Annotated in this window: 13 protein-coding genes; 5 read left to right on the forward strand and 8 right to left on the reverse strand. The window is 61.4% G+C overall.

Annotated features, from left to right (window positions below):
* Window positions 1-11: 11 nt before the first annotated feature.
* From accB to F1640_RS18730, 3 genes are all read right to left on the reverse strand, one after another.
* A complete protein-coding gene (gene accB / locus F1640_RS18720; protein ID WP_255530409.1) occupies window positions 12-497 on the reverse strand; it encodes an acetyl-CoA carboxylase biotin carboxyl carrier protein in 486 nt (161 codons plus the stop codon).
* A 139-nt stretch (window positions 498-636) separates the two neighbouring features.
* On the reverse strand, window positions 637-1074 hold the full coding sequence (gene aroQ / locus F1640_RS18725; RefSeq protein ID WP_124807592.1) for a type II 3-dehydroquinate dehydratase: 438 nt from the start codon (window positions 1072-1074) through the stop codon (window positions 637-639).
* Window positions 1075-1181: 107 nt separating this feature from the next.
* On the reverse strand, window positions 1182-1595 hold the full coding sequence (locus tag F1640_RS18730) for a holin family protein (protein WP_194920684.1): 414 nt from the start codon (window positions 1593-1595) through the stop codon (window positions 1182-1184).
* A gap of 222 nt (window positions 1596-1817) precedes the next feature.
* Between F1640_RS18730 and katG the strand changes: the two genes are divergently transcribed.
* The 4 genes from katG to F1640_RS18750 all read left to right on the forward strand — a co-directional run bounded on the left by katG (window position 1818) and on the right by F1640_RS18750 (window position 6285).
* The gene (gene katG, locus F1640_RS18735; protein ID WP_194920686.1) at window positions 1818-3989 is read left to right on the forward strand and encodes a catalase/peroxidase HPI; all 2172 of its coding nucleotides are present in this window, start codon (window positions 1818-1820) and stop codon (window positions 3987-3989) included.
* Window positions 3990-4308: 319 nt separating this feature from the next.
* Complete coding sequence (locus tag F1640_RS18740; RefSeq protein ID WP_194920690.1) at window positions 4309-5547, forward strand: tyrosine-type recombinase/integrase; 1239 nt, start codon at window positions 4309-4311, stop codon at window positions 5545-5547.
* Window positions 5548-5588: 41 nt separating this feature from the next.
* Window positions 5589-5948, forward strand: a complete 360-nt coding sequence (locus F1640_RS18745) for a type II toxin-antitoxin system RelE/ParE family toxin (protein WP_185682071.1) — start codon at window positions 5589-5591, stop codon at window positions 5946-5948.
* Window positions 5941-6285, forward strand: coding sequence for a helix-turn-helix domain-containing protein (locus F1640_RS18750; protein WP_185682070.1), 345 nt, complete (start codon window positions 5941-5943; stop codon window positions 6283-6285). The genes F1640_RS18745 and F1640_RS18750 overlap by 8 nt, the downstream gene beginning before the upstream one ends.
* A 63-nt stretch (window positions 6286-6348) precedes the next feature.
* Here the strand turns inward: F1640_RS18750 and F1640_RS24890 are convergent, their stop codons facing one another.
* From F1640_RS24890 to F1640_RS18765, 4 genes are read right to left on the reverse strand one after another with little or no spacing between them, the layout of a single operon-like run.
* Window positions 6349-6798 carry a plasmid partitioning protein RepB C-terminal domain-containing protein gene (locus F1640_RS24890; protein WP_255530410.1) on the reverse strand — a complete coding sequence of 150 codons (450 nt, stop codon included), beginning with the start codon at window positions 6796-6798 and terminating at the stop codon, window positions 6349-6351.
* On the reverse strand, window positions 6776-7240 hold the full coding sequence (locus tag F1640_RS24895) for a ParB/Srx family N-terminal domain-containing protein (RefSeq protein WP_206694718.1): 465 nt from the start codon (window positions 7238-7240) through the stop codon (window positions 6776-6778). Before F1640_RS24895 ends, F1640_RS24890 begins: the two co-directional genes overlap by 23 nt.
* A complete protein-coding gene (locus F1640_RS18760) occupies window positions 7237-8130 on the reverse strand; it encodes a plasmid partitioning protein RepB C-terminal domain-containing protein (protein WP_309229300.1) in 894 nt (297 codons plus the stop codon). Before F1640_RS18760 ends, F1640_RS24895 begins: the two co-directional genes overlap by 4 nt.
* A gap of 3 nt (window positions 8131-8133) precedes the next feature.
* On the reverse strand, window positions 8134-9705 hold the full coding sequence (locus F1640_RS18765) for a recombinase family protein (protein ID WP_194920691.1): 1572 nt from the start codon (window positions 9703-9705) through the stop codon (window positions 8134-8136).
* A 77-nt stretch (window positions 9706-9782) separates the two neighbouring features.
* Here F1640_RS18765 and F1640_RS18770 point away from each other — a divergent pair, with 77 nt between their 5' ends.
* Window positions 9783-10133 (forward strand): hypothetical protein, encoded by a 351-nt coding sequence (locus F1640_RS18770; RefSeq protein WP_058457432.1) that lies wholly within the window; start codon window positions 9783-9785, stop codon window positions 10131-10133.
* 119 nt (window positions 10134-10252) lie between these two features.
* Here the strand turns inward: F1640_RS18770 and F1640_RS18775 are convergent, their stop codons facing one another.
* The gene (locus F1640_RS18775) at window positions 10253-11155 is read right to left on the reverse strand and encodes an ArdC family protein (protein ID WP_194920692.1); all 903 of its coding nucleotides are present in this window, start codon (window positions 11153-11155) and stop codon (window positions 10253-10255) included.
* Window positions 11156-11280: the final 125 nt, after the last annotated feature.

Here is an 11280-nt window from a genome sequence, read left to right on the forward strand (position 1 = left end):
GCGCTGGCGCCTCAGCCGATCACGACCAGCGGCTGGTCGTATTCGACCGGCTGCGCATTTTCGACGAGGATTGCCTTCACGGTGCCGGCCGCGGGCGCGGTGATCGCGTTCATCACCTTCATCGCTTCGACGATCAGCAGCGTTTCGCCGGCCTTCACGGTCTGGCCAAGGCTGATGAAAGCGGGAGCGCTGGGGTCGGGCGAGAGATAGACCGTGCCCACCATCGGCGATTTCACGGCATTGGCGTGATCCTCGGCCGGTTGCGCTGTTGCGGGCGCGGCCGCCGGAGCAGCGGCGGCAACGGGCGCCGGAGCGGCGACGGCAACGGTCTGCGCCACCGGCGCCGCCGTCAGCGTGCGCGAGACGCGGATCTTGCGTTCGCCGTCCTCGACTTCGATTTCGCTGAGCCCGGTTTCGGCAAGCAGCTCCGCCAGTTCACGCACAAGCGTGCTGTCGATTGCCATTCCTTCGGCCTTTTCGCCGCGGTCGTGCCCCATTTTAATCCTCGCGGGTGGTCATACTGGCTGGCCGCCATGCCTTCAGCCGGCGGCGCTGGCAAGGGGGGGATGGGGTGGGAATGCCCGCGAGGGTGGAAAACAGGCGCTTTCGCCGCTTTTTCGCGCCTACGGGAAGCCGTCAGAGTGCGGCGGCGGCGTCCAGCGCCAGAATGTAGCTGCGCGCACCGAACCCGGCGATGGTGCCCTTGGCGGCCATCCCGACGTAGCTCTTGTGGCGGAATGCTTCGCGGGTATGGGGGTTGGACAGGTGGACTTCGATCACCGGCGTCCGGATTCCCTTGATCGCATCGTGCAGCGCGACCGAGGTGTGGGTATAGGCGCCGGCGTTCAGCAGCACGGCCTTTGCCCCCACGGCCTGCGCTTCGTGCAGCCAGTCGACCAGGTGGCCTTCGTGATTCGACTGGCGCATGTCGATGTCGAGGCCGAGCGTCTGCGCGTGGTCTTCCAGCATGCCGGCAATGTCGTCCAGCGTCTGCGATCCGTAGATTTCCGGCTCGCGCAGGCCAAGCAGGTTGAGGTTCGGTCCATTGAGGACGAAGACGGTCTTGTCTGACATGGTGGCGTGTTCCCGGTGCGTGTGGCCGCCGCGCCGTGATAGTGCCGCCGCCGCCATGCGCAAGTGGCCGCGCGAATCCCCGGAAGGAACCCGCGCGGTCCATCTCTTTACCGGTCGATGCCCTTGGCCTTGCCCCACTGGCGCGCCGCCGTGTAGCCGAGATAGCCGGTGCCGAAGAGCGCATAGAGCGGCTCGGGCAGGCCATTGAGATAGGCGGTGATACCGGCGGCGATGTCGCGTGCCGCTTCGGGCCGCGCCGCAGCGATCAGGCCCATCGGCAGCGACCACAGGATCATGATGTACATGACGTAGAGGAAGCCGGGGCGGGCGCGGCTGGTCCATGGATCGGTAGAACCCGCTTCGGCGAGGATGGCCGACATTTGCGTGCGGATCTGTTCGAGTTCCTGCGTGCCTTGCAGCCTCAACAGTTCCAGCTTGGCGCGGTCGCGGGCTTCCTTGTCGGGAATGACGCGATCGATGATCGATGAGATGGGGGAAATCAGGGCGTCGAGGAGGGGCATGGGAGCGTCCTTGTTGCGGCAGGACGCGGGACAGTAACCGTATCGGTTCATGTAGGAAACCAAAGTATGATTGCTCCGGCGCTCGACATGATGTGAGATACAGAAATCGCACTGAGCGATCATTGTGACGATTTAAATCGCTTTGATAAATTAGTTCGCCCGAACGATACGGATTTCGGCGGCGCATGCGGCGCGGTTGATGAACAAGGCTGGAGAAACAGAATGAGCAGCAATTCCGCAACGGCGGGGAAGTGTCCCGTCATGCATGGGGGCCTGACCAGCACGTCGGCCTCCGTCACGAGCTGGTGGCCCGAAACGCTCAACCTCGACATCCTGCACCAGCACGACAGCAAGACCAATCCGCTGGGCAAGGGCTTCCGCTATCACGAGGCGCTGAAGTCGCTTGATTTCGAGGCGCTCAAGCAGGACATGCGCGCGCTGATGACCGACAGCCAGGAATGGTGGCCGGCGGACTGGGGGCATTACGGCGGCTTGATGATCCGCCTGTCGTGGCATTCGGCCGGCAGCTATCGCACGGCGGACGGGCGCGGCGGTGGCGGCACCGGCAACCAGCGCTTCGCGCCGCTCAATTCCTGGCCTGACAACGTCAGCCTGGACAAGGCGCGCCGCCTGTTGTGGCCGATCAAGAAGAAGTACGGCAACAAGGTGAGCTGGGCCGACCTGATCGTGCTGGCAGGCACCATCGCCTACGAGACCATGGGGCTGAAGACCTTTGGTTTCGGGTTTGGTCGCGAGGACATCTGGCATCCCGAAAAGGACGTCTATTGGGGCGCCGAGAAGGAATGGCTGGCCCCGTCGGACGAACGCTATGGCGATGTCGCCACGCCTTCGACGATGGAAAACCCTCTCGCGGCCGTGCAGATGGGCCTGATCTACGTCAATCCGGAGGGCGTGAACGGCCAGCCCGATCCGCTGAAGACGGCCGCGCAGATTCGCGAAACCTTCGCCCGCATGGCGATGGATGACGAGGAAACCGTGGCGCTGACCGCAGGCGGCCACACCGTAGGCAAGGCGCACGGCAATGGCGATGCCAGCCGGCTTGGCCCCGAACCCGAAGCCTCTCCGGTGGAGCAGCAGGGCCTTGGCTGGGCCAATCCCGGCGGCAAGGGCATGGGCCGCGATACGATCACCAGCGGCATCGAGGGGGCATGGACCACGCATCCCACGCGGTGGGACAACGGCTATTTCCAGATGCTGTTCAACCACGAATGGGAACTGCGCAAGAGCCCGGCCGGCGCCTGGCAGTGGGAACCGGTCAGCATCCGCGAGGAAGATCGTCCGGCCGACGTGGAGGACCCGTCGATCCGCACCAATCCGATGATGACCGATGCCGACATGGCGATGATCAAGGACCCGGTCTACCGAGCGATTTCCGAACGGTTCCGCGACGATCAGGCCTATTTCTCCGAGGTCTTCGCGCGCGCCTGGTTCAAGCTCACGCACCGCGACATGGGGCCGAAGGTGCGCTACCACGGACCCGACGTACCGGCCGAGGACCTGATCTGGCAGGACCCGGTGCCCGCCGGCAGCACCGGCTGGGACATCGCCGCGGCAAAGGCCAGGATCGCGGCGAGCGGACTGTCGATCAGCGATCTCGTGGCGACCGCGTGGGACAGCGCGCGGACCTATCGCGGGTCCGACATGCGCGGCGGCGCCAACGGCGCGCGCCTCCGCCTGGCCCCGCAGAAGGACTGGGAAGGCAACGAGCCGGCCCGGCTGGCGCGCGTGCTGGCGGTGCTGGAACCGATCGCGGCGGATGTTGGCGCCAGCGTGGCGGACATCATCGTACTGGCCGGCAATGTCGGTGTGGAACAGGCCGCCAAGGCTGCCGGCATCGAGGCGACCGTGCCGTTCGCACCGGGGCGGGGCGATGCCACCGACGCGCAGACCGACGCTCACAGCTTCGCGCCGCTGGAGCCGATCCACGATGGCTATCGCAACTGGCTGAAGCAGGACTACGCGGTCAGCCCGGCGGAGCTGATGCTGGATCGCACGCAGCTGATGGGGCTTACCGCGCCGGAAATGACCGTGCTGGTCGGCGGGCTTCGCGTGCTCGGCGCCAACCATGGCGGAACGAAGCACGGTGTGCTGACCGCCCGCGAAGGCGCGCTGACCACCGACTTCTTCGTGAACCTGACCGACATGGCCAACACCTGGAAGCCGGCCGGCAACGGCCTCTTCGAAATCCGTGATCGCAAGACGGGCGCGGTGAAGTGGACCGCCACGGCATTGGACCTGACGTTCGGTTCCAACTCGATCCTCAGGGCCTATGCCGAAGTCTATGCGCAGGATGATGCCCACGGGAAGTTCGTGGCCGATTTCATCGCCGCCTGGACCAAGGTGATGAACGCCGACCGCTTCGATCTCGCCTGATAGGGATCGAACGACCAAAACAAGCGCGCCGCCTGCGGGGTTCCGTGGGCGGCGTGTTTCGTTGTGCGTTGTTGTTGGAAATATTGGTCGGGACGAGAGGATTCGAACCTCCGACCCCCACACCCCCAGCCGCTTTTTTTTGGGGGTTCATGGTGCAACGCAATTGCTCCGATAGTTCTTGATTTTCCCTAAGAAATCAGCCACTTTTTGATAACTTAGGGCGTTGCGCGCGGTGCCATTTTGATGCGCCTTGTTTCACCAAGTTGCACCACCAGCGCACCACCAGAATGATTCGCGGACCAAGCAAAGGCGGTAGACGATGCGTGCGGCACTTACCCAAATGGCAATCGACAAGTTGCCCGTTCCGGCTTCCAAAGTCGAGCATCGCGACACGAGGCTAAAGGGGTTGGTGCTGCGAGTGATGCCGTCGGGCGTTAAATCTTGGTATTGCGAATACGGGCGTGGGAAGCGGGTCTTCCTCGGACGGGCAGATGTGCTCGGCGTTGCCGATGCGCGTGAGAGCGCCCGCACGATCCTTGCTGATGTTTATCGCGGGATTGACCCTATAGAAGCACGCAAGCCAAAGCCGGGCGTCCCGACCTTTCAAGACTTCCTTGATGGCGACTATAAAATCTGGGCGAAGGCCAATCAGCGGGCGCACGCGCAGAACCTCAAGCGGCTGGCGACGGCTTTCAAGTCCTTGCTGAATAAGCGGCTGGATGAAATCACAGGGCTGGATGTCGAGAAGTGGCGCGCCAGTGAGATTGAGCGAGGCCTCAGTCTGGAAACCATCAACCGCGATATTTCGTCGATCAAGGCAGCGCTCAATCGCGCTGTCGATTGGGAACTGATTTCGGCCAATCCTCTCGCCAAGGTCAAGAAGTCGAAAACGGACGACTGCCTCAAGGTCCGGTTCCTCAACGACAATGAAGAGAAGAGGCTTCGCGCCGCGATGGATGCCCGTGAGGAGCGCCGTCGCGCCGAACGCGATTCTGCCAATCATTGGCGGCGTGAACGCGGCTATGTTCTGCTCCCCAGCCTGCGAACGGTAATGTTCACCGATCATGTGAAGCCGCTCATCCTGCTGTCGATCAACACTGGCTGCCGTCGCGGTGAATTGTTCGATCTCACATGGTCCAACGTCGATCTCGACCGGCGCATTCTGACCGTGACAGGGGCAACAGCCAAATCCAAGCGCACGCGCCATATCCCGCTAAACCGGGAGGCTACTCTGGTCTTGCAGGGGTGGCGAGCACAGGCAGAAGAAGCGGACGGGTTGGTGTTCCTCAATGAAGCCGGGGAGCGGTTTGATCGCGTGAATTTTTCGTGGCGTCGATTGCTCAAGGACGCCGAAATCGGCGCATTCCGCTGGCACGATATGCGCCATCACTTTGCATCGCGGTTGGTGATGGGTGGAGTTGATCTCAACACGGTCCGCGAGCTGCTAGGCCATAGCGACTATGCCATGACGTTGCGCTATGCCCATCTCGCTCCCGAACATAAGCTGAAGGCGGTTGAGGTGCTTGATCGTCGAACGTCCCTTGCGGCGGCAGCATGACAGCTATCCTAGATTGACTTTGTTGGCAGATATGACTACATATGACGAAATCGCGTAACACCCTTCGCACAATCTCTTGGATTAAGGCGGCGCGGAAGGATTTTGAGGCGTTTCCCGAACGGGCCATGAATCGGGCGTTCGATGCCCTGACGGTTGTGGCCGATGGTGGTACGCCGGAAATCGCCAAGCCGCTCGCCGCACTTGGGGCAGGTGTCTGGGAGTTGGCGATCAAGGAGCGTGGTGACGCCTTTCGCGTCGTTTACGCACTGCAAATGGGCGATGACATCTGGGTGGTTCATGCTTTCCAGAAGAAATCGACCAAAGGAATTTCGACGCCGCGCCATGAAATCGACCTCGTGCGCGAGCGGATCAAGCGATTGAAGGAGATGCTCGATGGCTGACCATGATGACGATTTCGAGCTGGTCCGTGGTTCCGGCAACGTCTTTGCGGATTTCGATGTCCCCGACGCGAACCTTCGTCAGGTCCGCGCTATCCTTGCCGCTGAAATCGTCAAAACGCTTGATAACGAGAAGCTGACGGTGCGGGATGCCGAGGCGCGCACTGGCATTGCTGCTGCGGATTTTTCGCGTATCCGCCAGGTCAAGCTCGACCGCTTCACCATTGACCGCCTGATGCGCATTCTCGACCGGCTCAACCGTGATGTCCGCGTGAAAATTTCGGTCGCGCCTCGTGCGCGTCCGTCGAAGAGGCCGATGGCATCGCCGCTTGCTGCTTGAAATCTGACGCCCGGCTTTGGCGAGGGGCTCGGATTCTGCGGGTGTTGCAAGCTGTTTGAATGACTATGCTGCTTCGCGCAGCTGCACGATCCGCTGAAACTCCGCCAACAGTTCCGGATGGAAGCGGGCTAGGTGGTGAACCACGCGCACGTTTTCCGTCATGCGGGCCAAGTAGCCGGTCGCCAGAACCAAATCGAGATGATCGGTGCCGTAGCTTTGCTCGATCATGCGGAACTCGCGGTCGATGTTTGTCGCTTCCCGTTCCATGTGCTCGATCTGCTCATCGCTGAGGCCGCGCACGGTCTTGCGTTTTTCGCTGGTCAACAGATGCTGCGGCGTGGCGGCAACAAGCGACTTGGCATAGGGCCATGAAAACCTGTTCATCGCGATCATGGTCTCGGCGACTTCGATCTGCCGCATGGGGCGCAGTTTTTTCATCTCGCGAAAGGTGTTGAGCGGCACCATCCGGTCTTGCAACAACTTCGCCACCTCATCGCAAATTCCGTCCAGCAAGCGTCGTTTGCTGCGAATGCTTGAAATGTTGACGTTGAGCGCGCGCGAGGTGCTCCTCGGAAACGCCCTTCTCAAGCGCCTTCAGGATCATTTTGTGTTCCTGAACGATAGCCATGCGGCTGATGCGCTTGTTGTACGTGATCGCCTCATCGTCGGTCGCCACAAGGCAGACAACATCCTTGTCCCCGCGCGCTTTCAGAATGTCGATGCGGATATGCCCGTCTAGCAGCCGGTATCGCTCGTCCTTCCCCGGCACGCGAACGACAACGGGCGGCTCGATAATGCCGACTTCGGTGATTGATGCCGCGATCTGGCCGTACTTGGGCGATTTCCGTGTCGATTCTGGCATCGCGCGTAGAAGCTCGATCTCGCCAAGCGGAATCCGCAAACTGGTCTGTTCAAAGGCCAGCTTGATTTTTCGCTGCCGATTGCTCCGGGTCATTGGACGCTGATCCTGACTTTTTGAATTCGATCTGCAAGCCGGGCCGGAATTGTTGCAAGCCCTTCATCTTCAAGGATCGCCACGAAAGTTTCGTCGTTCGCTAGCTGGCTCAGGGCTTCGACGATGAAGACGAGGCGATTGCGGGTCGCCTCGGTCTTGCGGATCATCATGCGCTTCCGTTCGGTGTCCTCCTGAAAGGCCTTCACCAGCCCCTCGGGTGTTGCTGCTGCATCTTTGCCTACCAGTTTGGTGAGCTTGGCCGCTTTGCCAGACCGCTTTCGCACCTCCACCAAACGGCGTGCGGCGATCAGCGCGCGGCCGCGCAGGAGATTGTCTTCATAGGCCTTATGCAACGCGGCCTGCACGCCCTGATCGTCGGCTTCGCAGATTTCGAGGGCGACGGATATGGGGAGATAGCCTGCCTCTACGGCAGCGACCAAACGCCGCTCGCCGCGTTCCAAAAGCCTCCCCACGATATAGACATAATTGGCGGAAAGCCCGGTCATGGCGGCGATTTCGCTGTCGGAATAACCGCGCCCGCGCATCCCGAGGATGTCCTGCAACAGGTCCACGGCCTGATGCTGACGGCGGGCGCAATTCTCGACGAGGCTGGCGACGAAACAATCTTCCTGATCGGCAGTCACAATCAAGGCGGGCACCTCGGTCTGGCCGAGCTGCCGGAAGGCTTCAAGGCGGCCCTGACCGCAGACAAGATCGTATAGCGGGCCATCCTCGCCGTGACGGCTGGTGACGGTGATCGGACGTTTGAGGCCGACGTCGGCGATGTTTTCGACGATGCCCTTGAACACCTTCTTGTTGCGAAGGCGCGGATTGACCACGGTGATCCTGTCAATCGGGATCATCTCGACGCGCTGGGCGGGCAGCGCCACGGCTTATGCTGCCTGCCGAAATGGCACGCGCTTCGCCAAGGTGAACAATCCATCCAGCGCGTCGAAGCGGAATGCGTCAAACGACAGGCCGTTGTGGTCGGCCAACCGAAGCACGCTCTCCTCAAGGGTCATGCGCGGCAAGATATAGAAGTCGTGCGCGGTCATATTGTCCTCGTCCATCCTGACGCAGATTGTGAGGTCAGGGCGCAAGGTCTCGTCGAGCCTGATTTTCCAGCGGCGGAGGCCGCCGCGTGTCAGCTTGCACCGGGCGATAACGATGGAGGCGGTGATCTCGTCGTTGATTGTCAGCGTGTCATCTTCGAGATTCTGGATCGCGGTGCCGCCTGCGGCACGCACGCCCTCGATCACGTCCCTGACAATCGACGGGTGCATCCGGCGCAATTCGCGGTTGATCTCGATGTAGCGATAATCGTGGTCGGGCGTGACGCCGACAAGCGAATAGGCGCGCAACAGGCTGCCAAAGCGGGACTGGTAGGCGCTGCTGGACGGCCCATCCTCGAATTCGTCTATGATAAGGCCGGACAGGTAGCCGTTCTTTTTCAAGACTTCGGACAGCAGCGCGAGCATGTCATCGTCGGTCAGACGCTTTGACCGCTCCGCGATGATGCGGCGGGCTTGTTCAAACAACTCCTGCGACACGATAGCCGGAAAGGCTTGGTCGTGCCTGATCCAGTCCGATGGATCATTGCGAACGTGCCGGGTTTTCAGCTTGAAGGAAGTGCGGCCCCAGACGTTGTGACCAGCATATTTATCGTTGATGAGAATCTGATGGACCGCGCCGCGTGTCCGGGCACGCCCTAGGTCGGAAAGGATGCCTTTGGCATTCAGCCAATCGGCAATTTGCCGTTCCGATCTGCAGTCCTCGACGAATTGGCGGTAGATGTCGCGGACGGTTGCGATTTCCTCCTCCGGCCCCGGCACCAGCACGATCCGATCCGTGGCAATGCTCTTGTGTTCACCACGGGCCAAAATGCCCTTGTGCTGGCCGCGTTCATCGACAAGCATCCGGCGCAGCCCGAAGCCAGGTGCGCCACCTTGGCGATAGCCAAGGCTGATAAGGCGGCATTGCCCAGCGAACACCTTTACGGACAATTCGCGGCTGTATTCCCCGGCCATTGCCCGCTTGACGGTTTTGATGATCGACGAACCAATGGTGCCGTCGTTCTCGAACTGCTCGGCGATGTAGTGAACTGTGATCCCGGCGCGTTTGCAGCGTAGCTCGTAATAGGCCGCTTCATCAGGGTCTTGGAAGCGGCCCCACCGGCTCACATCATAAACAAGAACGGCCTCGAAATCGACGTTGCCGCCGTCGATGTCGATGAGAAGCTGTTGGAGGGAATCGCGCCCGCCGATCTGAAGGCCACTTTTGCCCTCATCGGCATAGGTTCGGACAATCTCGAATCCGCGCCTCTCGGCATATGCGCGTATTGCTGTCGCCTGATTGTCAGTTGAATATTGCTGGTGATCGGTGGACATACGGACATATTCAGCGGCCCGCTTTGGTGGCGGGCGGTCTGATCGGAAATCATCGTCTGTTTTCCACTCAATGACCATCGTGGTCGCGCCTTATTGTTGCCCGGATGCCACCTCGCTGCGTGCTCTCTCCTTTCTAACAGCAAAGGGAGGGCAACATGTTTCCGAAGAAGGGAAGTTCATTTCCGGTCGGTCGCGACAGACTGACGGATGCCGAATTCGCGCAAGTGATCGCCTCGGCCTTGAAGGTCGAGTTTGGATCGACGCGCAACGGCACGAAGATGATCATGAAGTGGACAGGCGTCAGTGATCGCACCGCAAAAAACTGGCTGAATGGCACCAATGCCCCAAGTGGCGTGCATTTGATTCTGTTGGCGCGGGAATCCAACGCGGTGCTGAAAGCCATGATGTTGATGGCCGAAAGGCCGGAAATGTCGCTGGGCGCAAGCCTCCTTTCGCTGAGGCGCGTGCTTGGCGAAACGATCGCCGCGCTCGATCAAATGATGTGATTTCGCAATGCTTCTCTATCGCAGGCTGCGACCGAAGGGAGCGGCCCGCTTATGGGATCGGGTGGGCGGGTCAAACGAAGTGGCCGCCCCAGACCGGGGCGGCCTCAATCATTGGCGGGCTATGCCGCCTCTTTGATCGCTTCGGGGTTCGCCAGTTGGTGCAGGAAGGCGACGGCGCGTTCTGCATGAGCTGCGGCCTGCACAATGGCGCGGGTGTCGTTCTGCAGAACCTTGATCCAGCTCGCGATGTAGCTTGCATGGTCGGGGCGCGGCTCAAGGGCAATGCCAAGGTCAGCGGCTAGGAATGCCGCGCCAAGCTCGGCACACAATTCTTCGCGGGCGTATCCTTCATCTCCCCATTTTTCGCGGCCAAAGCTGCGGTCAAGGCGGCTCTCGTGCCGGGTCCAATGCACGGTTTCATGGCCGCGCGTGGCGTAATATCCGTGGGCATCGTGGAACGCCGCGAAGGGCGGAAGCTGGATGCGGTCGGCTGACGGCATATAATAGGCCTTGTCCCCCCCGTGGTTCACGGTCGCGGGGATGGCGGCAAAGAATGCTTCGGCGGCTGCGATGCGCTCCGCCTCCGGCGCGGGTTCCGGGATGTCGTGGTAACGTTCGGGCAAGCCGTCGATCTGCGCAACATTGAACACCGTGTAGGTTTTCAGGAAGCGAAAGCCCTGTTCCCGGTCCTCGCCGCTGGCGTCGTCATGCACGGTTTTGCTGCTGTCGCCATAATAGACAATCGTTGCGCCGCTCTCACCTTTGCGGACCTGCGCGCCCAATGCCTGCGCCTGCCGGTAGGTCATCCATGACGCGCTGGCAAAGCCCGACGCCTGCGCCTCGATCCACAACAAAAGAACATTGATCCCGCGATAGGGTTGGCCGGTTGCGCGAAGTGGCCGCGCCCTGCCGGTGGCTGCCATATCGCCGCCACTCCACGGTTTCAGCCACGGGCGGACGCCATGTTCCAGCTCGGCCAGAATGCGGTCGGTGATGCGGCTATGAGGGTCTTGCTTGGTCATGGTAATTGCTCCCTTCCAATCCGCGCAGCGGGTCATGCCGCGCATGACCCCTGCCGACCCGGCGAGGGGCGGAGAGAGTGGGGGCAAGGTCCGGTGCTGGGGGTGGTGCGGGCGCAACGCAGTGA

The organism is Novosphingobium sp. NBM11 (genome assembly GCF_015390225.1).
Classification (GTDB): Bacteria; Pseudomonadota; Alphaproteobacteria; order Sphingomonadales; family Sphingomonadaceae; genus Novosphingobium.

Coding starts and splice junctions, on each gene's coding strand:
- katG (WP_194920686.1), top strand. CDS start 1,818: ATGAGCAGCAATTCCGCAACGGCGGGGAAGTGTCCCGTCATGCATGGG.
- accB (WP_255530409.1), bottom strand. CDS start 497: ATGGGGCACGACCGCGGCGAAAAGGCCGAAGGAATGGCAATCGACAGC.
- aroQ (WP_124807592.1), bottom strand. CDS start 1,074: ATGTCAGACAAGACCGTCTTCGTCCTCAATGGACCGAACCTCAACCTG.
- F1640_RS18765 (WP_194920691.1), bottom strand. CDS start 9,705: ATGGTCATTGAGTGGAAAACAGACGATGATTTCCGATCAGACCGCCCG.
- F1640_RS18745 (WP_185682071.1), top strand. CDS start 5,589: ATGACGAAATCGCGTAACACCCTTCGCACAATCTCTTGGATTAAGGCG.
- F1640_RS18750 (WP_185682070.1), top strand. CDS start 5,941: ATGGCTGACCATGATGACGATTTCGAGCTGGTCCGTGGTTCCGGCAAC.
- F1640_RS18730 (WP_194920684.1), bottom strand. CDS start 1,595: ATGCCCCTCCTCGACGCCCTGATTTCCCCCATCTCATCGATCATCGAT.
- F1640_RS24895 (WP_206694718.1), bottom strand. CDS start 7,240: ATGACCCGGAGCAATCGGCAGCGAAAAATCAAGCTGGCCTTTGAACAG.
- F1640_RS18775 (WP_194920692.1), bottom strand. CDS start 11,155: ATGACCAAGCAAGACCCTCATAGCCGCATCACCGACCGCATTCTGGCC.
- F1640_RS18770 (WP_058457432.1), top strand. CDS start 9,783: ATGTTTCCGAAGAAGGGAAGTTCATTTCCGGTCGGTCGCGACAGACTG.
- F1640_RS18740 (WP_194920690.1), top strand. CDS start 4,309: ATGCGTGCGGCACTTACCCAAATGGCAATCGACAAGTTGCCCGTTCCG.